At 39.6% G+C, this 23993-nt stretch carries 17 protein-coding genes, 1 tRNA gene and 1 riboswitch; of the genes, 10 read left to right on the forward strand and 8 right to left on the reverse strand.

Annotated elements, in window-relative coordinates; translation table 11 throughout:
• Window positions 1–10: 10 nt before the first annotated feature.
• The gene (locus tag NFR46_RS00490; RefSeq protein ID WP_251573893.1) at window positions 11–1132 is read left to right on the forward strand and encodes an aminotransferase; all 1122 of its coding nucleotides are present in this window, start codon (window positions 11–13) and stop codon (window positions 1130–1132) included.
• Window positions 1133–1198: 66 nt separating this feature from the next.
• Here NFR46_RS00490 and NFR46_RS00495 read toward each other — a convergent pair whose 3' ends face one another.
• Together NFR46_RS00495 and NFR46_RS00500 are read right to left on the reverse strand one after the other, a co-directional pair.
• A complete protein-coding gene (locus NFR46_RS00495; protein WP_251573894.1) occupies window positions 1199–2038 on the reverse strand; it encodes a response regulator in 840 nt (279 codons plus the stop codon).
• Window positions 2039–2042: 4 nt separating this feature from the next.
• Complete coding sequence (locus tag NFR46_RS00500; protein WP_251573895.1) at window positions 2043–3335, reverse strand: ATP-binding protein; 1293 nt, start codon at window positions 3333–3335, stop codon at window positions 2043–2045.
• A 201-nt stretch (window positions 3336–3536) separates the two neighbouring features.
• Between NFR46_RS00500 and NFR46_RS00505 the strand changes: the two genes are divergently transcribed.
• A complete protein-coding gene (locus tag NFR46_RS00505; protein WP_251573896.1) occupies window positions 3537–5081 on the forward strand; it encodes a YfcC family protein in 1545 nt (514 codons plus the stop codon).
• A 154-nt stretch (window positions 5082–5235) separates the two neighbouring features.
• Here NFR46_RS00505 and NFR46_RS00510 read toward each other — a convergent pair.
• A tRNA-His gene (locus NFR46_RS00510) sits at window positions 5236–5310 on the reverse strand.
• 209 nt (window positions 5311–5519) lie between these two features.
• On the opposite strand from NFR46_RS00510, the gene hdcC reads away from it, so the two are divergent.
• From hdcC to hisS, 4 genes are all read left to right on the forward strand, one after another.
• On the forward strand, window positions 5520–6977 hold the full coding sequence (gene hdcC, locus NFR46_RS00515) for a histidine-histamine antiporter (RefSeq protein ID WP_251573897.1): 1458 nt from the start codon (window positions 5520–5522) through the stop codon (window positions 6975–6977).
• Between the two features lie 257 nt (window positions 6978–7234).
• A complete protein-coding gene (gene hdcA / locus NFR46_RS00520; RefSeq protein ID WP_251573898.1) occupies window positions 7235–8170 on the forward strand; it encodes a histidine decarboxylase, pyruvoyl type in 936 nt (311 codons plus the stop codon).
• Window positions 8171–8320: 150 nt separating this feature from the next.
• Complete coding sequence (hdcB, locus tag NFR46_RS00525; RefSeq protein WP_251573900.1) at window positions 8321–8845, forward strand: histidine decarboxylase maturation protein HdcB; 525 nt, start codon at window positions 8321–8323, stop codon at window positions 8843–8845.
• A 329-nt stretch (window positions 8846–9174) separates the two neighbouring features.
• Window positions 9175–10467 (forward strand): histidine--tRNA ligase, encoded by a 1293-nt coding sequence (gene hisS, locus NFR46_RS00530; protein ID WP_251573901.1) that lies wholly within the window; start codon window positions 9175–9177, stop codon window positions 10465–10467.
• 62 nt (window positions 10468–10529) lie between these two features.
• Here the strand turns inward: hisS and NFR46_RS00535 are convergent, their stop codons facing one another.
• Window positions 10530–11729 (reverse strand): MFS transporter, encoded by a 1200-nt coding sequence (locus NFR46_RS00535; RefSeq protein ID WP_251573903.1) that lies wholly within the window; start codon window positions 11727–11729, stop codon window positions 10530–10532.
• Window positions 11730–12000: 271 nt separating this feature from the next.
• Here NFR46_RS00535 and NFR46_RS00540 point away from each other — a divergent pair, with 271 nt between their 5' ends.
• A complete protein-coding gene (locus tag NFR46_RS00540; protein WP_251573905.1) occupies window positions 12001–13611 on the forward strand; it encodes an IS1182 family transposase in 1611 nt (536 codons plus the stop codon).
• Between the two features lie 5 nt (window positions 13612–13616).
• Here NFR46_RS00540 and NFR46_RS00545 read toward each other — a convergent pair whose 3' ends face one another.
• Entirely contained in the window at window positions 13617–14567 is a 951-nt protein-coding gene (locus tag NFR46_RS00545) for a LysR family transcriptional regulator (RefSeq protein WP_251573907.1), read from the reverse strand.
• Between the two features lie 127 nt (window positions 14568–14694).
• Here NFR46_RS00545 and metE point away from each other — a divergent pair, with 127 nt between their 5' ends.
• Entirely contained in the window at window positions 14695–16962 is a 2268-nt protein-coding gene (gene metE, locus NFR46_RS00550) for a 5-methyltetrahydropteroyltriglutamate--homocysteine S-methyltransferase (protein ID WP_420908564.1), read from the forward strand.
• Window positions 16963–17808 (forward strand): methylenetetrahydrofolate reductase [NAD(P)H], encoded by an 846-nt coding sequence (gene metF, locus NFR46_RS00555; protein WP_251573908.1) that lies wholly within the window; start codon window positions 16963–16965, stop codon window positions 17806–17808.
• 97 nt (window positions 17809–17905) lie between these two features.
• Here the strand turns inward: metF and nhaC are convergent, their stop codons facing one another.
• Window positions 17906–19273, reverse strand: a complete 1368-nt coding sequence (gene nhaC / locus NFR46_RS00560) for a Na+/H+ antiporter NhaC (RefSeq protein ID WP_251573910.1) — start codon at window positions 19271–19273, stop codon at window positions 17906–17908.
• A gap of 399 nt (window positions 19274–19672) precedes the next feature.
• Window positions 19673–20932: a nucleobase:cation symporter-2 family protein gene (locus NFR46_RS00565; protein ID WP_277612835.1), complete on the reverse strand. Its 1260-nt coding sequence runs from the start codon at window positions 20930–20932 to the stop codon at window positions 19673–19675.
• Window positions 20933–21063: 131 nt separating this feature from the next.
• A riboswitch (purine riboswitch) is annotated at window positions 21064–21162 on the reverse strand.
• 82 nt (window positions 21163–21244) lie between these two features.
• Here NFR46_RS00565 and NFR46_RS00570 point away from each other — a divergent pair.
• The gene (locus tag NFR46_RS00570; protein WP_251573912.1) at window positions 21245–22675 is read left to right on the forward strand and encodes a C69 family dipeptidase; all 1431 of its coding nucleotides are present in this window, start codon (window positions 21245–21247) and stop codon (window positions 22673–22675) included.
• A gap of 369 nt (window positions 22676–23044) precedes the next feature.
• On the opposite strand, the gene NFR46_RS00575 is transcribed toward NFR46_RS00570, so the two are convergent.
• A complete protein-coding gene (locus tag NFR46_RS00575) occupies window positions 23045–23962 on the reverse strand; it encodes a magnesium transporter CorA family protein (RefSeq protein WP_251573913.1) in 918 nt (305 codons plus the stop codon).
• Window positions 23963–23993 lie beyond the last annotated feature (31 nt).

A 23993-nucleotide genomic window follows, 5' to 3' on the forward strand; every position in this document is an offset into this window, starting at 1 on the left:
GCTAGGAGTTATGGTTGAAATCGCCCCATTTGGTGTAGAAGCGTGGTTAAATAGGTGGGAAAAGAGTGCCACTTATGATATTTCACAGAGTACAATTGCTTCATTAACGATGCATGAAGTACTAAATCTTGACGGTAATAATGGTCATGAATTTTATGAAATGTTAGATCAACAAAAGATGAACTATGGGTGGATTGAAGGATCGCCTGAATTTAAGCAGGAAGTTGCAAAGTTGTATCAACATGTCGAACCAGATAATATTTTACAAACGAACGGTGCTACTGGGGCAAATATTTTGGCTCTTTATAGTTTGATTCAAGCTGGTGACCACGTGATTGCAGAATATCCATCATACCAACAACTCTATGACATTCCAAAGTCATTAGGAGCTGACGTGGACTTCTGGCATATTCACGAAGAAGATAATTGGTATCCAGATATTGAAGAACTGAAAAAGTTAATTCGTCCTGATACTAAGATGATCTGTTTAAATAATGCAAATAACCCGACCGGGACAGTCTTAGATGAGGCATTTTTGAAACAAGTTGTCGAAATTGCTAAGTCAGTGGGTGCTTATGTATTAGTAGATGAAGTTTACCTCCCACTGGATGACCCGACAAAGTTCACTTCAATCATTGATTTATATGATAAGGGGATTGCTACTAACTCCCTTTCAAAGACATATTCAGTTCCTGGTGTCCGGATCGGCTGGACCGCAACGAATAGTGAATTGGCAGAGCTTTTTCGGAAGTTCCGTGATTACACAATGATCTGTGGGGGTGTCTTTAATGACCTGCTTGCAACCTATGTCCTTCGTCACCGTGACCAGGTGTTGGCACGGAATAGAAAACTGGTCCTCGGTAACTTAAAGATTTACCAAGATTGGATTGAACATGAAGATCGGGCGTCAGTTGTGATGCCCCAGGCAGTTTCAACCTCATTCCCTAAACTAGATGTTCCAGTTGATATTCATACCTTCTGCGAAAACTTGTTGAAAGATGAAGGAGTTTTGCTAGTGCCAGGGGATGCCTTTGATACTCCAAAACATGTTCGTCTTGGTTACTGTGCCCCAGAAACAACCCTTAAGGAAGGACTTAAGCGTCTTTCGAAATATATGCACCAATATGATTAATAAAAAAGCTAGGAATTAACTTTCTTGCCAGCCTTAAAAGCTCCTGAGAAGATTAATTTCTAGCTTTTATTTTTTCGTTCCAGTAAGATCAGCTAACCCGTCAATAAAACGCTGGATTGTAATTCTCCCACCTGATTTTTGCTTACCTTGGCGGCAAAGCATTTCCGCGTGGACGTTTTCGTAGCCGAAAAGGAGGTTTGCGAGATCAGAAAGTTGTTCATCATAGGGATTATCAATTAAACGGTTTGCGGTATTTGCTAAGCCAACCTTAATTGCCCGGCGAATTCGTTGCTCAATGACTTTTCTTTCGTGTTCGCTGAGATCCAAAAGAGCATTTAAATCCAGGTCCCGGTAGTTAGTACTTTGACTTTTCATTAGCGGAATGATTTGAAGAATATCGGTAGTTCCTTTTTCTGAAGTCATCCCCAGATACTTTAATGTTGCACTTGCTTGATCTCCTTGCGGTGCACTTTGGGGAGGGTTAGTTTGCTGGTTAAAACTATGGATCATCTGGGAAATTGAAGAGAGTTGGGAAGCCATCGTTAAGCTTTGCTCGACTTTTTCTAAAACCGCCTTAACTTCAATGAGGTTGATCGGCTTATTAATAAAAAATTCGATCCCGGCTTGATAGGCTTTGGCACGCATCTCACTATCTTGGACCTTAGAGATCATTACAAAGCGGGTGTTTGGTTTAACCTTTTTAACTTGCTTAACGAGTTCGATGCCAGATAATTCAGGCATGAGAAGATCGACTAAAACAATGTCTACGTCACGAACCAGGAGATCTTTTAACGCTGCAGGTGAATGATCGTTCATTCCAACAACCTCATCATTAAAGTTTTGTTCAATAATGTTCTGTAAAACATAGAGGATCGATTGATCATCATCAACAATATAGTATTTCATTACCTTATTCTCCTTTCGCAGTCAATTTTTGTCGATTAAGTTTAACAAAGAAGGTTGTCCCCACTTTTGGCGTTGAGTCGACAGTGATTTGGCCACCAAATTCATCTTGAACAATTGTCTGAACATTAGAAAGACCAATTCCTCGGTAAATATCACCAGAAGCATCAAATTTAGTTGAAAAACCAGATTTGAAGATTAAGGGAAGAAGGTTATCCGGGATGCCACTACCGTTATCCGTTATGGAAAGGAAGACCCAATCTTGATTGTCCTTAACCTGGATTAAGATTTCGCCGTTATGTTGGTTACCAATGGCATCGATCCCGTTAAGAATTAGATTGGAAAGGATCGTTACTAGATAATAATGTTGAGGAACCGTAATATCAGTATGATTCTGGACGACCAAGTTAATATGGGCTTTCTTTTCTCGAATAATCATTTGAGAATAATTAGTAACGATCTTGAGGATATCCTTCATTGGCATTGGTTCGTTATTTCGGTCGTCAAAATAATCACCGAGACCCTTAATGACATTTTGGTAGGAATGTTTGATTTCATGAACGTTTTGGGCAATCTGGTAGGCCATCTTTTGTTCTTGGGGACGGTGTTCAGCGCCAAGGCGTTCGTTTAACTGGTAGGCATTCTTCGTTACTTGTTCAATTTCATTAATTGTTTTCTTCATAAAGTAGACTTCACTTTTAACGACCGAAGCGACCCAGATGAAGTGGTAGTATTGGCGTTCGTGACTTTCGCTGCTGACCGTAAGGAGTTGGCAATAATGAAGGATGAAAGAGAGGGCAAAGGCAACTGCGGATCTGGTGAGGGCAAGGATTAAGACCCCTTGTAAAATCCACCGGGAGAACGGCTGAAAGTGATTTAGAAAAGAGAGCTCAGCAAGGTTCGCAAAGTAATCACAGATAATAATTGTAAAGAAAAAGGCAATATTATTCTGGAAGGTCCGTAACCAATACAGGAGATAATAGAGGAGCGTATAGCAAACGAAAAAGATAATATCAGCGATGATATAGGTCACGACAAGAGCTGCGGTTGCCCCCTGGGTAGCTAATAAAACGAATCCCCGAAAAACGGGAGAAGCAATGGCGATTGCTAAGCCAATTTGGAAAGGATTGAGATCCTGATTGAAATACAAGAAAACAGGCAGAATAAATGCCGAGAGGGCGATCGTATTTCCCGGGACAAAGGCACTTACCTCAATCTGTGATGCCAGGGCAACGAGAATTGCAACAATAATAATTCGTTGGTATTTACGATAACGGAGGAAATTGAGATTCCGTAACATGTGAACTCCTTAATTATATTTTTGATGAAACGTGATTATTTTTGAATATTTACGTAAGCGCTTACTAAACTAATAAACGTAAGAGGTTAATTTGTTAATTCGTAATTAGCCCAATCAATTATCATTATACACTTGTCCACAATTAGATTTATGTGGCTAGTAAAATGGTAAAGCAATTATTTTTTAGTGAGGGGTAAGGTTATGGATGCTTCAGTTAAACCAAAGAAGAAGTGGAAATTAAAAATGCCTGGTGCATTTACCATCCTATTCTTCTTAACAGTTATTTCTGTTTTCTTAACATGGTTCATTCCTGCTGGGAGCTATTCAAAGCTAGCTTACAGTCATGACCATCTTCAGGTGACTGCGCCAAGTGGGAAAAAGACAATTTATCCGGCTACTCAAGCGACATTGGATAAGTTACACGTTAAGATCGATGTTGATCAATTTAAGTCTGGTGCAATTAGTAAGCCGGTTTCGGTTCCGGGAACTTACAAGCGACTTAAGCAGCACCCGATGAGTATTTACTCAATTTTCACCAGTATGGTTAACGGGACGATGCAGGCCGTTGATATTATGATCTTCATTTTCGTCCTTGGTGGATTAATTGGGGTCGTAAAAGCTAGTGGGGCCTTTGAATCTGGGCTGTCGGCGTTAACCAAGAAGTCTAAGGGAAAAGAATTTATCTTAGTCTTCATGGTTGCCGTGCTGTTGGCCTTTGGTGGCACCCTTTGTGGGATCGAAGAAGAAGCGGTGGCTTTCTATCCAATTTTGGCACCGGTCTTCATCGCCATGGGTTACGATTCAATCGTTACCGTTGGGGCGATCTTCCTAGCTAGTTCAATTGGGACAACATTCTCGATTATTAACCCATTCTCTGTTGTTATTGCTTCTAATGCTGCCGGTACCCAATTTACTCAAGGGATGATGGGCCGGATTATCGGTTTCACGGTAGCGGTAATTTGTTTACTGCTTTATCTTCACTGGTATGCACGGAAAGTTCAAAAAGACCCGAGTTTCTCGTACTCCTATGAAGATAAGGAGAAATTCGACAAGATGTGGTCAATGGATTCTACAGAAGAACATGACCGGACATTCACCCTTAAAAAGAAGATTATCTTAATCCTCTTTGCCTGCGCGTTCCCAATTATGATCTGGGGTGTTATGGCAAAGAACTGGGCATTCCCTAACATGGCCGCTTCATTCTTAACAATTGCGGTAATCATTATGTTCTTAACCTGCTTTGGTAAGAAGGATGGCTTAGGTGAATACAAGACCACGACTGCCTTTTCTGATGGTGCTGCCAGCTTGGTTGGTGTTTCCCTGATTATTGGATTGGCTCGGGGAATCAATATGATTTTGAGCGATGGTTACATTTCAGATACCATTCTGTATGCATCATCTAAGGTTGTTTCTCACATGAGTGGTTCATTCTTCATCATTGTAATGATGCTGATCTTCTTTGTACTTGGCTTTATTGTGCCATCTTCATCTGGTTTGGCAGTTCTTGCTATGCCAATCTTGGCACCGTTGGCTGATACCGTTCATATTCCACGGTATATCGTTGTTACGGCTTACCAATTTGGTCAATACGCAATGCTCTTCTTGGCACCAACCGGATTAGTTATGGCTACCCTACAAATGCTTGACATGAAGTATTCACACTGGGTACGCTTCGTTTGGCCAGTCGTTGTCTTTGTCCTCGTCTTCGGTGGCGGACTATTAGTTGCAGAAGTATTGATGGCATAGGCAAAGAACAATTAGAATGAGATATTAATTAACTTAATATACGAAACTCCCTAGGATACTAGAGGCTTTTTGTGTTAGAAAATAAATTAATTTATTTAAAATATAAATAGCACGTTAGTATTTAATTAAATACTAACGTGCTATTTTTTATGAGGGCGGTATGTGGGATTCGAACCCACGCGTCCCGGACCCACAAACCGGTGTGTTAACCAAACTTCACCAATACCGCCATATGAATCAAATAAAGTATAACATAATTATTTAAAAAGTTAATTAATTTTTTCTGAATAAACATAACTAAGAAAAAATATGCACTTTGGTAACGAAACATTCATATTATTTTTGTTATTGAATAATTGGTATGCAAGTGATATATTGAATTTGAACATTGTGCATATTCCTATTCCTTACAAATTCGATGTGAGGGATGTGTACAAAATGGCCGATGAAAATAAATCTCAGGCTGAGAAACTGGGACTTGTTGGTTTAGTTGCACTCTGTGTTAGTGCAATGGTCGGTTCAGGAGTCTTTGACTTGCCAAAAAACATGTCGATGGAAGCTGGGGTTACGGCCCAACTTCTCTCCTGGATTATAACTGGTATTGGTATTTGGTTCATTGCTGAAATGTTTGTTATTTTGAGTGATGTCAAGCCAGATTTAACTGCCGGACTTTATAAATATGCTCAAGTTGGGTTTGGTTCCTTTACTGGATTCTTTAGTGCATGGGCATACTTTGTTTGTGAATGTGCTGCTAATGCTGCTTATGCTGTTTTAGTTATGAGCACTCTTGATTACTTCTTCCCAGGAACGTTTACTGGTGGAAATAATTGGCCATCAGTTATTGGTGCTTCAATTATTACCTGGGCAATAACTGCCTTGGTTCTTCGTGGGGTTCAAGTTTCAAGTGGTGTTCAAAAAATCGCTACTGCAATTATGTTAGCTGTTGTTGTTGTTTTCCTTGTTTCAGTGCTATTTCACTTTAATCTTCATACATTTACAACTAACATGAGTGGTACGCATGCAGTCCCATCTGTAAGTGATAAGCCAATGGGTAGTGTTATGCACCAATTAATGAACACAATGATGGTTACTCTATGGCTCTTCGGAGGTATTGAAGGTGCCGTTGTTATGTCTGGTAAAGCCAGAAATGTAAAGCAGGTTGCGCCCGCTACGGTTATTGGTTTTGTCATTTGTTTGGTTATGTACGCTCTTGTTGGTATGCTTTCGTTAGGTGCATACTCATACGGTCAATTAGCTAAGATGACCTCACCTTCAACGGCATATATTTTAACTAACGTTTGGCATAATAATATTGGTCGTGACGTAATTGCGATTGCATTACTAGTTGCAGTGTTCTCAAGCTGGATTTCTTGGATCCAAATGTTAGCTGAATTGCCACAACATGCTGCAGCAGAAGATGGTTCTTTCCCACGGGCTTTTGCTAAAGTTTCTAAAACTGGGGAACCGATATTCTCAATTATTGTTGCCACTGTTTTGATTGAAATTATTATTTTGATCGCTCACTTTGATGAAAGTGCATATCAAATGCTTTTGACTATTGTTGGGGTTATGACTGTTCCGCCATATCTTTTATCTTCAATGTACTTAATTAAGATTAGTCGGAAAGAACACGGTGACTTCCCTACAAATACAAAACACCACCGGAGTTCAGGAATGATTATTGGGATCCTTGCATTCCTATACATCATCTTTATGGCCTATTCTGCTAATATTAAATATACGTTGATTTCATTTATCTTCTATGCAGTTGGTATTCCACTATATGTTTGGGCTCGTCATCAACACGGTAAGAAGATCTTTACGAAAGGTGAATGGATCTTTGCAATAGTTATCGTAGTAGTAGCTATTTATGGGATCTATGCCTTGCTTCACTAACCCCTGAAAATGTGAACTTGTGTGCTAAAAAACAATAATATGGCTGTAAACGGTATCAAAGAGTATTCTTTGGTACCTTTTTTCTTTACAAAAATAAACTAATTATTTTTAAAATTGTAATTTTTTAACAAATTTGGCGTTTCCTATTGACATATATATATTATATATATATAATGAAAATTGTAAGGAATAGGAAGCGCTTTCGTTCATTGCTATTGTTTTGTAATTTTTGCTTTTTAATTAATGGAGGTCTAATTATGTCCGAATTAGATACGAAACTTAATAAACTTGGTGTTGACCGAATTGCTATTAGTCCATATAAGCAATGGAGTCGTGGTTACATGGAACCGGGTAACATTGGTAATGGTTATGTAACTGGTTTGAAAGTTGATGCTGGTGTACGTGACAAAACTGATGACGATGTTCTAGATGGAATCGTTTCATATGACCGTGCCGAAACAAAGAACGCTTACATTGGTCAAATTAATATGACTACTGCTTCATCATTCACTGGTCCTCAAGGCCATTGTATTGGTTACGATATTTTGAGAAACCCAGAAGTTGATACTGCTAAGCCATTATTTACTGAAAAGCAATGGGATGGTAGTGAATTACCTATTTACGATGCTAAGCCATTACAAGATGCCTTAGTTGAATACTTTGGTACTAATGACGAACGTCGTCACTATCCAGCTCCAGGTTCATTCATTGTTTGTGCTAACAAGGGTGTCACTGCTGAACGTCCAATGAATGATTCTGATATGAAGCCTGGTCAAGGTTATGGTGTATGGTCAGCAATTGCTCTTTCCTTTGCTAAGGATCCTTCAAAGGACTCCAGTATGTTTATTGAAGATGCTGGTGTTTGGGAAACTCCTAACGAAGACGAACTAATTGAATACCTTAAGGGTCGTCGGAAGGCAATCGCTAAGTCAATTGCAGAATGTGGTCAAGATGCTAATACTTCATTCAAGAGTTCATGGATCGGCTTTGCTCACACAATGATGGAACCAGGGCAAATCGGTAACGCAATTACGGTTGCTCCTTATGTTTCAATGCCAGTTGATTCCATTCCTGGTGGTTCAATTTTAACACCAGATACAGATATGAATATTATGGCAAACTTAACTATGCCTGAATGGCTTGATAAGATGGGTTACAAGTCATTAACTGCTAACGGTGCTATTAAGTACTAGTAAGATTAAATAGCTAATAAGTTTTTTTAGTGATTAATTGATAGCAGGTCTTTAGTTCCCTTCCAAGAAATATTCTAGTCTTTTTAGTCGGGAAGAGGGATATAACATATTTGATTATATCCCTCTTCCTTTTGTTAGGTAGTGGTATTTATGTCAGATAATTATAGTGTAAGTATTCAAAGAATAAAAAAGGTGGTTCCCAAATCACTTATTACAAACGATTTTGAAAGTGCACTTAAAGATACACAAGATCGCATGTCTCAAGTAATTGTAAATGATAACCATCGCACAAAAGAAATTCTTATGACATCAATTCATAATTTCTATAGATATGTTGATGGTAAGATGACTTGTTTTAAAAAAGATGGAGTTAAAGACGTTAAATTCATTAAAGGAACACCCCACGGAAAATTAGTTATTGACTTTTACAATTTTAGTAGTTTACAACTTGATGATATTGTAAATGGTCGTGCATTTGATTTTATCCAGGATATAAAGCCTAAGACGATTAATCACGCAGGGTATGATAATACTATTCGCGGGGAATTCCCACAATTATTAGACCCAGATCATGCGGAAGAAATTGATCGGCTAAGGCGCTGGATGCAAGATGGACATATTAGTCATTACGAATATGATGATGCAAATCCTGTTTATCCCAAAGCTGGTAAGTAAAATTTTGTAAAAGTATATTGACAAATTCATACAATCGTTTATCATTTAATTAAAGAGCAACATATACTTTATTGTTGTTCTTTAAAAGATTAGTCGACTAATTCTTTTATTGATTTGTGAAACATCTTTAATTCACATTTTACTTATGTGAATACTAAAAATATTTCGTGATGGGGAGCGTTATTACCCCGGCGGGTGGTTATACCATTTACCCGGTGGAACACTTTACCTTTATGGTAAGTGTGAATTAAGGTAGTATAAAAAAGCTCCTCAACAAGTCTTTAAGGCTTGTGAGGAGCTTTTTGAGTTTGAAAAGGTGGGTTCTATATATGGCAAAAGCTAAAGTTAATTATCAACGTCCACGTGGTACAGTTGATATTTTGCCAGGCGAAAGTGAACTATGGCAAAAAGTTGAAAATATTGCACGTAATACATTTGCAGAGTTTGGTTATTCAGAGATTCGAACGCCGATGTTCGAAGACTATAACGTTTTTGCACGAAATGTTGGAGATACATCCGATATTGTGGAAAAGCAAATGTATGATTTCCATGATAAGGGAGATCGACATGTTGCCTTACGACCAGAAGGAACAGCTGGAGTAGTGCGGGCTTATGTTCAGAATAAGTTGTTTGGCCCTGAATATGCTAAGCCTTATAAAGTTTACTATATGGGACCAATGTTTCGTTATGAGCGGCCTGAATCTGGAAGACAACGTCAGTTTACACAAATAGGGTGTGAAGCATTAAACAGTGAATCGCCACAAATTGACGCAGAAGTAATTCTTGAGGCATTAATGTTCTTTAAACGACTCGGTATTTCTGGGTTACGAGTTGCTATTAATACTCTTGGTGATAAGGAAACAAGAGATAATTATCGTCAGGCTTTAATCGACTACTTGAAGCCACACTACGATGAACTTAGTGATGACTCTAAGGAACGCTTATATAAGAACCCATTACGTGTCCTTGATAGTAAGGATGAAACAGACAAGAAGATTGTTGAGAATGCACCTTCAATTCTTGATTCACTAAGTGATTATTCTGCTAAGTATTTCGACTCAGTAAAGAAAATTCTTGATAAGTTTAATGTTGATTACGTAGTAGATAATGAAATGGTTAGAGGACTAGACTACTATACTCACACTATTTTTGAGATTATGTCCAATTCACCAGTATTTGGTGGTGGCTACACAACTATTTGCGGTGGTGGTCGTTATAATGGATTAATTTCTCAAATTGGTGGACCTGATGAAGGTGGAATAGGCTACGGAATTGGTGTTGAACGACTTCTTCTTCTATTAAAAGAAGAAAATAAGAGCTTTGTTCCACAACCGGGACTTGATTTGTTCTTTGTTACTGTTGGTGAAAAAGCTGATGATTATGCTTTTGAATTAATGGAACCTCTTCGTAATATGGGAATTAAAGTTGACAAAGACTACCAAGGATTAAAGGTTGGTACACAAATTAAGGAAGCTAGCCGACGGAACAGTAGGTATTTTGCTGTTATTGGTGATAAAGAAGTTTCATCAAAGGAAATTGAATTAAATCTTACTGAATCGGACAGCAGTAGGAAAGTATCAATTGATGAGCTTTTAAGTAACCCACAAAAATATTTAAAGTAGTAACAAAAGCACAATAGCAATGAAATAAAAGAACGATAAAAAGCAATGACTAAGACGGACACTTAATCATTGCTTTTATTAGTATAAACTCTATTAGTTTTAAGATATATATGGTTAGTTATAGTAATAGGAATAAATGTAATTAACATTAAGAAAAAGGCTGTAATGAACAATGTATTGTATGAATAGGCTTCAATAATAATTCCACCAAGAAGTGGGCCGATTGCCCGACCAATAGAAATAGTACTGCTTATTAGACTCTGGTATCTACCAGATTTATTGATAGGAGTAATCTCTGAAACCCAAGCAGGAATTCCAGGGACACTAAGCATGTCACCAATCGTTAACATGATAAAATCTAAAGTGAATCCCAATAATGTGTGGATAAAAGGTAGAAAGATAAAAGAAAATGTAAATAGGAGTAACCCTGCGTATATTTGTTTATATAGTTTAATATAGGGAGCAAAGTAGCTAATAATTGGTTGACCAATTATAATGATGGCTCCATTCATCGTCCAAAGAAGACTATATGCTACAAAAGGAATGCCAAGATTTGTTATGTGAACTGACATAATACTTTCCCAAAGAGCATAAGCCAAGTAAATCATGATTAGGTTAATAAAAATAGTGTAGACAATAGTTATTCTAATACGCTGAGGACCTCTGACCTTGTGCGATGATATTGACTTCTTTTTTGACCGTTTATGAATTGGAACATTGAAGCAAAATAAAATTGTTAGTAAGAAGATAATGTAAAAACAAGAAGCGATAATAAATGTAAGATCAATACTAATTGGGTAAAGAATTCCAACTAGCAATGTTCCAAGAACAACGCCGACATTAAATGCTAAATATACCATATTGTAGACAAATCGAGTATCTTTACTTGGAACAAAGTTACCATATGAATTAATTGCAGAAGCACATATCCCATCACCAAAACTAACAAAACATATTAGTACTGGAAAAGCTGGCCAATTATGGAAAAAGATCATTAAGATAATAGCAACAGTAGCAATTATAGCGCCCCAAACACTAATAAAATATGCATTCCAGCGGTCAAATAAATAACCACCGAGGTAGTTTCCTAGTATCATAGTAATTGACATAATGAAAAGGACAATTCCAGCAACAGTCAATGATTCTCCTAAATGTTTATTAATAAAGACTGTTGTTAAAGGCCAAAGGAATGCTGCACCTGTACTATTTAATAAACTTGCTAAAGCTAGCCATTTTAGCTTAAGTGTCTTAGCTTTAGGCATAAAAATTCCTCCCTAAGCATTAACAATATCTACTTTTATTCTACTATAAATGGCACACTTTGTAAGTGGTTACAGCGATTAGTCAGAAGATAACCAGAATGTGATTTGAAAAAGGGGCTGTGACATAAGTCCCTAATAATAAGCGGAGTTAGATGAAATCTTCGGATTTCATTTAACTCCGTTTTCCTTTAAAATATGTATTAGTAAAAGAAAAAGACACCGACCAGCCCGTCGATGTCTTCAAAATACCCTCGAAAGGATATATAAAACATTGGAAACTAATTATAACCTGAATCAACTTAGTTTGAACATACCTACTGCCTATGAACTTGAATTAGACCATCCTGCTCGTTATATTAACCAATTAGTTGAAGGCCTTGCGATCCGCAAGCCTAATATTATGGGGCGACCAAAGGAATACGATCCGAGAATGTTATTAAAATTGGTCCTTTTAGCCTACAGTTACGGTATTATTTCCTGTCGGAAAATTGAACGCTTTGCTCGTGAAAATATTGTCGCAATGTGGTTAACTCAAGAACAGCGACCAACTTACCGTACGATCGCTCGCTTTGTGATTTCTAAGGACTTAGAAGAAATGATCCAAAGCAGTTTTAAGGAGTTTCATGACTACCTGAAAGCTCAAGGAATGATTGATGAGGCTTCATTTATTGATGGCACTAAAATTCTGGCTAACGCAAATAAGTACTCCTTTGTTGGGAAGAAGCGTACGATCAAATATAGTGAATTAAACGTTGAAAAAGCCCGTAAACTGCTTCAAGAAATCAAGCAAGCTGAAGTTAAAATCGCCGTTGGCGAGAATAACTTTGACGTTGATCAGCTCGATACTATTATTGCGCTTCTTGAACAACGTATCGAAGAATTGAATCAACAGGTAAGCGAAACCGCTAAGGTTTCCCCTAATCCGGCCAAACAAGAACGACGCCACGCCAAAAAATATCGCCGCGCTTTAGAACACTGTCGCCAAAAAAATTTAGAATATCGTACTCAAATGCAGATCGCTGGTTCACGGAATAGCTACTCTAAAACAGATCACGCAGCTACTTTTATGCGCGTTAAAGAAGATCCGATGCGTAATGGACAAACTAAGCCGGCATATAATCTTCAAATTATGACTAATTCGCAATTTACGCTTGGCTATGACTTAATGCAAAACCCCACTGATACGAGAACACTAATTTCATTTCTTAAGCAGCTCGCCCAGAACGAAGTTTTGGGACGAGAAATTGTAGCCGATGCTGGTTATGGGTCTGAACGTAATTATAAATATCTTGAAGATGAGTTGCCTGATTGCACCGCCCTAATTCCTTATAGCACGATGATTAAAGAGAATAGTCGCAAATGGCGCTCTGATGATCGAAAGGTTATGAATTGGGAATACCATGAAGATGATGATTACTATGTCAATCCAGCTGGAGTCCGCTTTAATTTTAAACGATGCGCTTACCGAAACGATAAATATATCCATCGCGACTTTAAGGTATATCAAGCCGAAAAGTACGATGAAAATCACCAAGTTATTCCTCAGGCATTAACGCCACGTGGAAATACTAAGTATATTATGGTTAATCTACAATGGGAGTATTTTAAAGCTAAAGCACGTAAGTCGCTTTCAAAGTCCACTACGTATTCTCGTCGCAAGTACGATGTAGAAACTGTTTTTGGAAATTTGAAAGCTTATTTGGGTTTCAAGAGGTTCACGGTGCGTGGTCTCAAGAAAGCCAAAAGTCAGATTGGAATTGCCCTAATGGCACTGAATATGAAAAAGATCGTCGGAAGGCTGTCCATATTTAGTATTAATTTTAAAAAAAGGAAGAACCGCTCAGAATTTCAAATGAAATTCCGAACGGTTCTCTTAATTTAAAGGACTTATGTCACAGCCCCCTTGTCGTTATTCTCCCCAATAATTTTGAACCCGTAATCACGAATATGATTTTTAAGCAACTGAATAAATTTCAGACTTAACTGGCTTGGCACAGTATGCTGATGTTGCGCAATCCCGATTGTTATGGGATCGTCAAGCTCCAAAGGAATAGCGACAATTTTGTCATCATTAAGCTTGCTGCTAATGATTCCTGAACTGATGGTGTAGCCATTCAGACCGACCATTAAGTTGAAAATGGTTGCTCGGTCACTAACCTTAATCTCCTTTTTATGGCTCAGAGTTGACTGAATCTCCTCGGAAAAGTAAAAGGAATTATTTTCACCTTGTTCAAATGAGAGATAGGGAAGCTCAGTCAGATCATCAAGGCTGATTGAGTGTCGTTTTGCAAGTGGATTATAACGGCTCAAAAAGACGTGTGGCTTAGCAACAAAGAGTGGCGTGAATTTGAGGCCATTTTCCGTTAACAATTTATTGATAATTCGCCGGTTAAAATTATTGATATAGAGTACACCTAACTCACTCTTAAAAGTTCGCAGATCATTAAAAATATTTTCGGTTTCTGTCTCGCGGAGAGTGAACTTATAGGTTGGCGAATTAATTTCCTTGATTAGTTCTACAAAGGCATTAACAACGAAAGCGTAGTGTTGTGCGGAAACAGCGAAGGATTGGTGAAGCGCTTGCTGATGTTTGAAGCGGTCATCAAGTAGACGAACTTGGTCCAGAATTTGTTTGGCATAATTCATGAATTCGCGCCCGTCAGCAGTTAAACGAGCTCCCGAGTTACTTCTTTGAAAGATCGTGATTCCCATTTCTTTTTCTAAATCCTTGATCGCACTTGAGAGACTGGGTTGGGTAAGGTAAAGTCGTTTAGCCGCTTCGTTAATTGAGCCAGTTTCAATCACGGCTTCTAAATATTCTAATTGTTTAATTCTCATTGGTCTGATCCCTTTTTATTTGCATTATAGTCTTTGCCTATATCCAGTTCAAATATTTAACAGTTATTCAATAGCAAGAATCCATGGTAGATTATTAGACAAATAAAAAGGCGAAAGAGATGAACGAATGATGACAACAACTACTACGATTATTGGCTTCCCCCGGATAGGTGAGAAGCGTGAATTGAAATTTGCTACTGAAAAATACTTTAAGAATAAGATTAGTCAAGAAGAGTTACGGACAACGGCAAAGGAACTGAGAAAAAACAACTGGAAACTTCTTCAACAGGCAGGGATCGATGCAATTCCGAGCAATGACTTTTCATACTACGACCAAACCTTAGACGCTGCCTTCCTATTTAACTTGGTTCCACAGGATGTTCAAGATTTACCGTTTTCTGAGTTGGATAAGTACTTTGCCCTAGCGCGTGGTTACCAGGGTGAAGAAGGAAATATCCTGGCTTGGCCAATGAAGAAGTGGTTTAACACTAATTACCACTACCTCGTCCCGCAGTTTAATCAGGACACCCAATTTAAGCTAACTGGAAATAAAATTTTTGCAGAGTTTGAAGAAGCAAAAGAATTAGGGATCATTACCCGCCCCGTATTGATTGGTCCCTTTACATTACTGAAGCTAAGTGAATATCAAAATGTGACTGCTCGTGACTTTATTAATGACGCTGTAGCTGCCTATAAAGCAGTTTTTGATCGACTTGCAGACAGCGGGGCACAATGGATTCAGCTTGATGAGCCGGCCCTCGTTAAGGATTTAACTGCTGAAGATCGTCAATTATTTAATGAGCTCTACCAGCCACTATTGAACGCTAAAGGAAAATTAAAGGTTCTCCTGCAGACTTACTTTGGTGACGTTCGGGATATTTATGACGACTTGATCGAATTACCGTTTGACGGCCTTGGCCTTGACTTTGTTGAAGGAAAGCAGACACTTCAATTAGTTAGTCATCATTTTCCGGAAGACAAGACTCTTTTTGCCGGAATCGTCAACGGAAAAAATATTTGGCGGAACCATTATGATAAGAGTTTGACGCAACTCAAGAAAGCTGGAGTGAAAAATCTTATAGTTAGCACCTCTTGCTCGTTACTTCATGTGCCAATTACAGTTGAAAATGAAAACTTTGAGCCAGCTGTTAAAGAGCACTTTGCGTTTGCTGTAGAAAAGTTAGCTGAGCTTAAAGAGCTTGCAGCAATCTACGAAGGTTCTGCTAAAGAAAAGCTTCGTGCTAACCAGGAATTGTTTGCGAAGCAGCGAGTTCAGGAGGATGCTGAATTACATGAGCAAATTGCAAACCTGAAGGATGAAGACTTTGTTCGTCAACCAGCTCGTCAGGTGCGAGAAAAGATCCAAAAAGCAGAATTTCACCTACCACTTTTACCAACCACAACGATCGGCTCCTTCTCACAAACTAAGGAAGTTCGGCAGACTCGTCGTCAGTTCCGTCGCCATGAAATTGATCAAAAACAATACGACGACTTTATTAAGGGAAAGATTGACGATTGGTTAAAGTGGCAAGAAAAGATCGGACTGGATGTTTTGGTACACGGGGAATTTGAACGGAATGATATGGTTGAATACTTTGGCCAGCACCTTTCGGGATATATCTTCTCCAAAAATGCCTGGGTTCAATCATACGGAACCCGCTGTGTTAAGCCGCCAATTATTTGGGGTGATGTTAAACGACAACAGCCAATTACCATTAAGTGGTCCAAGTACGCTCAAAGCCAAACCAAAAAGCTGGTTAAGGGGATGCTGACAGGACCGGTAACCATTCTGAACTGGTCATTCCCCCGTGAAGATATTAGCTTAAAGGAATCAACTCTTCAGTTAGCTTTGGCTATCCAAAAGGAAGTTCTTGACCTAGAAGCTAACGGGATTAAGATCATTCAGATTGATGAAGCGGCCTTGAGAGAAAAACTGCCGCTGAGGAAATCTGATTGGTATTCTGAATACTTGAACTGGGCCATTCCAGCTTTCCGCTTAGTCCATAGCAAGGTCAAACCAGAAACCCAGATCCATACCCATATGTGTTACAGCGAGTTTTCCGATATTGTTCCGGCAATTGATGCGATGGATGCCGACGTTATTTCCTTTGAAGCTTCACGTTCTAATTTGGAAATCTTGGATACACTGAAGAAACAACATTTTGAAACGGAAGTGGGACCTGGAGTTTATGATATTCACTCACCACGAATTCCATCCGTTGACGAGGTGAAGGCAACAATCAACTGGATCCTTGCTAAGATTGCTGCTCCAAAGGTCTGGATTAATCCAGACTGTGGTCTAAAAACCCGTGGTGTTGAGGAAACAAGGGCTAGTTTAGCCAATGTAATTGAAGCAACTCGCGAAGTTCGTCGTCAGTTAGGAGAGGGTGATTAAATGACAACTTTATCGTACGAAGTTTTTCCGCCTAATTCGACGGTGGGGATCAATCATCTTAACCAGGTACTAACATCTTTGCGTGATCTTTCCCCGGATTTCATCAGTGTCACTTGTAACAGCAATACAAAACAGCTTGCTCATGAAACGGTTAGGGTAGCTGATTACGTTGAGAACGATTGTCAGGTACCAGCAATGGCCCATCTTCCTGCTTGGTATCTCAGCCGGGAAGACGTTGATCGGATCTTGGAGCAATTGCGAGTATGCCATGTCGATCGGGTACTGGTGTTGCGAGGCGATGAACGACCAAATCTGGAAAAGAAAACTGACTTTGCTCATGCTAGTGATCTGATTGCTTATATCAAACAAAACTATCCTGACTTCCAAATTACCGGAGCTTGCTACCCGGAGAAACATCCCGAGTCACTGAGTATGGTAGATGAAATTCAACATTTAAAACTAAAGGTTGAAGCAGGATGTGACCAAATAATTACCCAGCTTTTCTTGGATAATCACAGTTATTATCGGTTCCGTGAGTTGTGTGCCATTGGCGGGATTGACGTACCAATTATTGCGGGGATTATGCCAGTCGTTAATGAACGACAAGCTAACCGAATTTTGCAAACTAGTGCGGTGACAGTTCCGGAGAAGTTTAAGGATATTCTGGCAAAATATCATAACCATCCCCAAGCATTGAAACAAGCTGGAATCACCTATGCAATTGATCAAATTGTTGATTTAGTGACCAATGATGTCTCCGGGATCCACCTTTACACGATGAACCATTCAGATACTGCCCGACAAGTTAAGCAGAACATTGGATCGCTTTTCCAAGTCTGTTGCTAAGGGAGATTATTGACGGTAAAAAATTGCCTGGGAAATCAATGAAGAAAACTGCTAACGTCCGATGAGACACTAGCAGTTTTCTTCTATTATTTAGTATTTAATTTTTAGCACGTTTTAATCCAATCCCAGTAAATCCGCTAATAACGGAGAAGACTGGTGAGAAAAGGCTGAAGAATGCGAATGGTAAGAAGTGGAGAACTGGTACGCCAAGAGTGGAGGCAGCGAACATCCCGGCAACTCCCCATGGAATCAGGTAGTTAATAACACTACCACCATCCTCAAGAACTCGACTAAGGGCTAATGGAGAAAGTTTCATATCTTTAAAGGCGGTCTTAAATGCTCGTCCTGGAAGGATTACTGAAAGGTATTGTTCACCAACGAAGAGGTTCACGCCAATTCCAGAAAGAATTGTAGTCAGAATTAAGCTCCCTGGAGTCTTAAGGTGCTTAACAAGGGGATCCATTGCAGATTGGATAACGTTAAATTGCATTAAGATGCCCCCAAGAGAAAGGGTCACAATAATCAAGGAGACCGTTCCCATCATACTGGTAATTCCACCACGAGAAAGAAGAGCATTAACTGAAGCATCATTAGTATGAGCAACGAATCCTTCACTAATCAAGTTAGTTAATGATTTAAGGGACGTGTGTGGATCCTGAACAAAAATCATGATTACGGTCACAATGATGTTGATAAATAGAGTTGGAATGGCAGGAACGTGACGCCAAGCACAGGTGAAGAGTAACGCAATTGGTAGCAAGGCCCACCAGCTAATACTAAAGTTGTTCATCAATGCTTGAGTAGTGTGAACGATCTTGCTGGAGTTCATCCTGCTACCGCTTTGACCGATAGCCCAGAAAAGAATAAATGAAACGATGAAAGATGGGATGGTGGACCACATCATGTTCTTAATATGGGCAAACAAGTCACTACCAGCAATTGCTGAGGCCAAGTTGGTAGAGTCGGATAACGGAGACATCTTGTCACCAAAAACTGCACCAGAAATAATTGAACCAGCAACTAAAGCCGGGTTAATTCCCATTGCGTGACCAACAGCGAAAAGTGCTAACCCGATTGTTGAAATAGTTGTAAAGCCACTCCCAATTGAAACCCCAACTAGTGAGCAGACGAGGAAAGTAGAAGGAACGAACCACCGTGCGCTGATAATCTTAAAGCCGATTACCATAATTGATGGAATAATCCCGGCTTTAATCCAAACGGCAATTAATGCCCCAATCAGGATAAAGATAAAAATAGGAATGATTGCTGTACCAATTCCATCTTGGATCCCCTTATGAAGGTCGTCCCAAGAAGCTCCCCGCAGTTTTGCCCAAAGCATGATTAAGGCGATGACGAAGAGGACCGGAATTTGTGGGGAGAGCCCAAACTTAATAACGGCTGTCCCTAAAATAATTAACATAATTAGTAGGATACTAACTGCTTCACCGAATTTAATTGACTTCATAATTCAAATCTCCCTTATAAAATAATTGATTGGTTAGTGTTTGAATTGAAGTTGATAACGGATAATGCCACCACAATTTTTCATTTTTTGCTCCTCCTTAATGAACTGCTTGCATAAAAAATCCCGCTGATGAAATGATTCATCAACGGGACGATTTATTAACCGCGGTACCACCCACATACGTATTGATCTAATACGCTCTCGTATCAGGTGGTAACGGCACTGACTATGGCCGAGCAATCTTATACTCGCGATAATTCATTAACTCCGCCTGACCGGTTCGCACATCCCCACCGGCTCTCTGACACCGAACGAAGCAATTACTGAAACGATAATTGTTGAAATTATTCTAGCGTGACCAAATTAAATTGTCAATACTATTATTAAAATCTAATGAGATTAATCTTTGGCTGGTTTTTCTTTTCCGTAACCGTTGAAGAGTAGGTTAAGAACAACAGCAGCAACACTACCGACAACCACACCGTTTCCCATCATAATCTGAAATTCGGTTGGTAAGAATTGAAAAATGTGTGGGTACATGGTTACACCTAACCCTAAACCAACAGAAACTGAGGCAACCAGGATATTTCCGTTATCAGTAAAGTCAACCTTATGTAGGATTTGAATCCCTTGAACCCCAACGATTCCGAACATAACAATCATGGCACCACCAAGAACCGGATCGGGAATAACAGTGGCTAACGCTCCGGCTTTTGGAAGCAGGCCAAGGAGTAAGAGCATAACGGCTGCATAATAAACGGGACGCCGGGTTTTAACGCCAGACATCCGAATAACACCAACGTTTTCGGAGAAGGTTGAGTAGGGGAAGGTATTAAAGAGACCACCAAGAATGGCGGCAATTCCTTCAGCACGGTAACCCCGTTTGATGTCATCGCTTGTAAGCTTTTGTCCGGTAACTTCGCTTAGGGCAAAGAAAACCCCGGTAGACTCAATTATCGTTGTCAAAGAGACCAGGATCATTGTAATCATGGCGCTCCCGTTAAAGTGTGGGACACCAAAGAAGAATAGTTGCGGGGTGTGAAGCCAGGCAGCTTCAGAAACCGTCTTTAATGAAACCATTCCCATTGCACCGGCAATAAAGGAGCCAATTAAAATTCCTAATAGGATTGCAATTGACTTTAAGAATCCCTTTGCCCAAGCATTAAGGAGCAAAATAACTGCAATGGTAATAAAACCAACAAGAAGGTTCTTTGGATCACCGAATGAATGAGCGGATGGGGTTCCGCCACCGAGATCTTGAAAACCAACAGGGACAAGGGTGAAACCAATGATCGTGATTAAAGAACCAGTAACAACTGGTGGGAAAAGTTTCTTTAATTTTGAAGAGATTCCAGCAATTAAGAAGACAAAGATCCCTGATGCAATAATTGCACCGTACATGTAGGTGATTCCTAATTTACTCCCGATTGATTCAAGAGGAGTAACGGCTTGAACAGCACAACCAAGAACGACTGGCAGGCCAATTCCCGTTAAAGCAGTCCGCTTTAATTGAAGAAGGGTCGCAATTCCACACATAAAAATATCAATGGAGACCAAGTATGTCATTTGCATGGCTGAGAAGTGGAGATAGCTCCCAATAAGTAGGGGAACCAAAACATCTCCGGAATACATTGCAAGTAAATGCTGGAATCCGAGTATGAAATCCTTCGGTGAAAAGAAAACTTTTCTTTGCTTAGAAGTGGTTGTTGAACTGAGCTCTTCCACGATTTAATCCTCCCTTAAATAAAAAAGAGGGGCTGCTGACAAATGCCGCAGTCCCTCTACAAACTAGTATTACTCTTGTTGCTTATAGTCCAAAGTTTAAGGCTTTGGGTAGAAACTCACCGACCATATTACGGTATTATATAGGCAGATAATGTTGTTATCCTACCACGACTTGAAAAAGCAGGCAAGAGAATCATGTTAAAAGTGTTATTATAATAGTAAACGCAACCGAAAGGACGGGACAAAATGAGCGTCAAAAAAATGAGCAGTTGTACTGCAATGTTGGTTGGTAAGAACGCGTCAATTGACGGCTCGACTATGATTGCACGAAACGAAGATTATTACGATGGTGTTAATCCAAAGACTTTTCAAGTATATCCAGCTAAAGACTATACAGGAGAACACTTCACATCCACATATAATGGCCTAGAAGTTGATCTTGAAGGTCAAGGATGTCGTTTTACTGCCACTACTAATGGTGATATTAATAATGGTCGGTGGGATGAGCAGGGGATCAATGAATATAATGTTGCGATGAGCGCCTCTGAAACCGAAATGACTAACCCACGAGTTCTTGGTCATGATCCATTAGTTGAAAAGGGCGTTGACGAAGATTCAATGATTTACCTTGTGTTGCCGTTTATTAAGAGTGCTCGTGAAGGGGTACAACGTCTCGGTCATTTGATTGAAAAGTATGGTACTGGTGAAAGTAACGGGATAGCTTTTAGTGATAACAATGAAGTTTGGTACTTTGAAACAGCTGGGGGTCATCAATGGGTTGCACAACGGATCCCAGATGATGCTTATGCAATTTGTCCAAACATTATGTGTATTGAAGAAATTAACTTTGAAGATCCAGATAACTTTATGTTTGCACCAACGATCCAACAGTTTGTTCAGGATAATAATTTGAATCCATATCCAGGCAGTTTCAACTTCCGGAAGATTTTTGGGACAAATGATGAAGCTGATCAATACTACAACACACCACGTTCATGGTATGGGCAGAAGCTATTTACCCCATCTCTCGAACAAGAACCAACAAGCTTGGATATTCCGTTTATTCAACGGGCAGAAAAGAAGATCGCCGTTGAAGACGTTGAATATTTCTTGTCATCTCACTATAACGGGACGCCTTACGACCCAACTGGTTCATATGCTTCCGGGGATGAAAAGGATCAAAAGAAGTTCCGTTCAATTGCTCTTGACCGCAACCAAAGCTCATGTATTCTTCAAATCCGGAATAATGTTCCGGCTGAATGTGCTGCAATTCAATGGATTAACTTTGGCTTCTTTGCTTACAGTCCATACGTTCCATTCTTTACAAATATTAATGCTACGCCTGCTTCATATAACCACGCAGGAAATGAAGTTGACGATAGCGCATACTGGCTGCAAAAACAACTAGAAGTAATTGTTGAACCACATTATCACGAATTTATTAATGAGGTTAATGCTTTCCGTGATGCTTCACAGAGTTATGCCGTTAAGCGGGTCGATATGATCACAGCAATTGCTAAGACTAAGCAAGGGGATGCCGTTACCGACTTCCTTACTAAGCGGAACGAAAAGACTGCCACCCACGCAATGGATACCACTAGGAGTCTTCTCAACAGTCTTATCCACCAAGCCCTCCTCAACTCCAAATTCCAATTCGAAAGAGGAGACAATTATTAGAGTGCGAAGCCGTAAAGAACTCCCGGTGGCTAACGATTTCTCCACCGAACGACGGTTAGTCGTCGGAGGTGGAGGTCGTTAGCTTGAGGGGGTTTAGACTGAGCACGTTTAGACTATGTTGCCTAAGACTACTATGGAGATTGCTAGCTCTAGGAAGCTCGAGCGAAGCATGTTTAGACTATGTTGAAGTAGAATAAACAAAACTTAACTAATAAAGCCTAAGTATATAGCCTTGAATGACTATGTACTTAGGCTTTTCTAAAGTAATTACGAAATACACCTGCAGGGAAGCACCTATAGACAACGAACTCCCTCCCAGATGCCATCAGCATCCAGTCGGGAGTACGTGCCTTCTCTGCTCGCGCCATGTTATTTCCACCAGTCTTTTCTAATTAAGAAGACGGCGCAAAGGAACATTAGGATCAGTGAAATTACAATGGTAATAATCCAGGAGTAGCTTTTATTTGCAAGGGGAAGGGCGACGTTTTCTCCGTAGAAACCACCAACAATGGTCGGGATAGAAAGCAGGATCGAATAGATCGTTAAGAATTTCATTGTGTGGTTTAGGTCACTATCTAAAACCTTACTGTATGCGTTAGAAACTCGTGCAGAAACGTCAGAAGTCATTTGAGCCATTTCCAAACCTTGCTGTGCTTCGACGATAACATCATCAAGATCGTTTTTCTGCCGAGCCGACATGATTGGGTTCATTCGTCGCTTAAATTCTTCTAGTAAGGAAACATTTCCCTTTAATGAAGTGAGCATATAAACTAGTCCGGTTTCAATTTCCATGAATTCCGTAATGGCCTTGCGACCTGTTCGAGCTTGAAGTGAACGTTGAATTTGCTGACGCTTTTGGTCAACTCGTCGTAAGGGACCAAAGTAATCAGTGGACAAACGATAAAGAACAGCGAGGACTAAGTTTAGCTTTTCAACAACAGTATCATGATTTTGCAACCGTTTAAGCTGATTAGCAATAATTCCATTAACAAAGTTCGTTTTTGCATTTGTAAATGTGATTAAGTTATTATTTGTGATCATGAGACCGATTGGTGCGGTTTGGGGAGCAGTTACCTCGTGCGTAGGAACATAGACGTCGAAGATCAACAGAGTAACCCCAGCGTCTGGATCAACTTCAACCCGGGCTTTTTCGTAGGGGTCAATGGCGTAGTCTAGGAGTTCCTTGGTGACCTCATATTTTTGGATGAGATCTTGACGTTCATGGGGAAGGGGTTCGAAAACACTGATCCACCAGCTATGTGCGTTAATTCTTTCTGTACTAAGCATGCTCTCCATCCCCCTACTTAAAATCGCTTAT

The organism is Limosilactobacillus agrestimuris, assembly GCF_943193105.1.
Lineage (GTDB): Bacteria > Bacillota > Bacilli > Lactobacillales > Lactobacillaceae > Limosilactobacillus > Limosilactobacillus agrestimuris.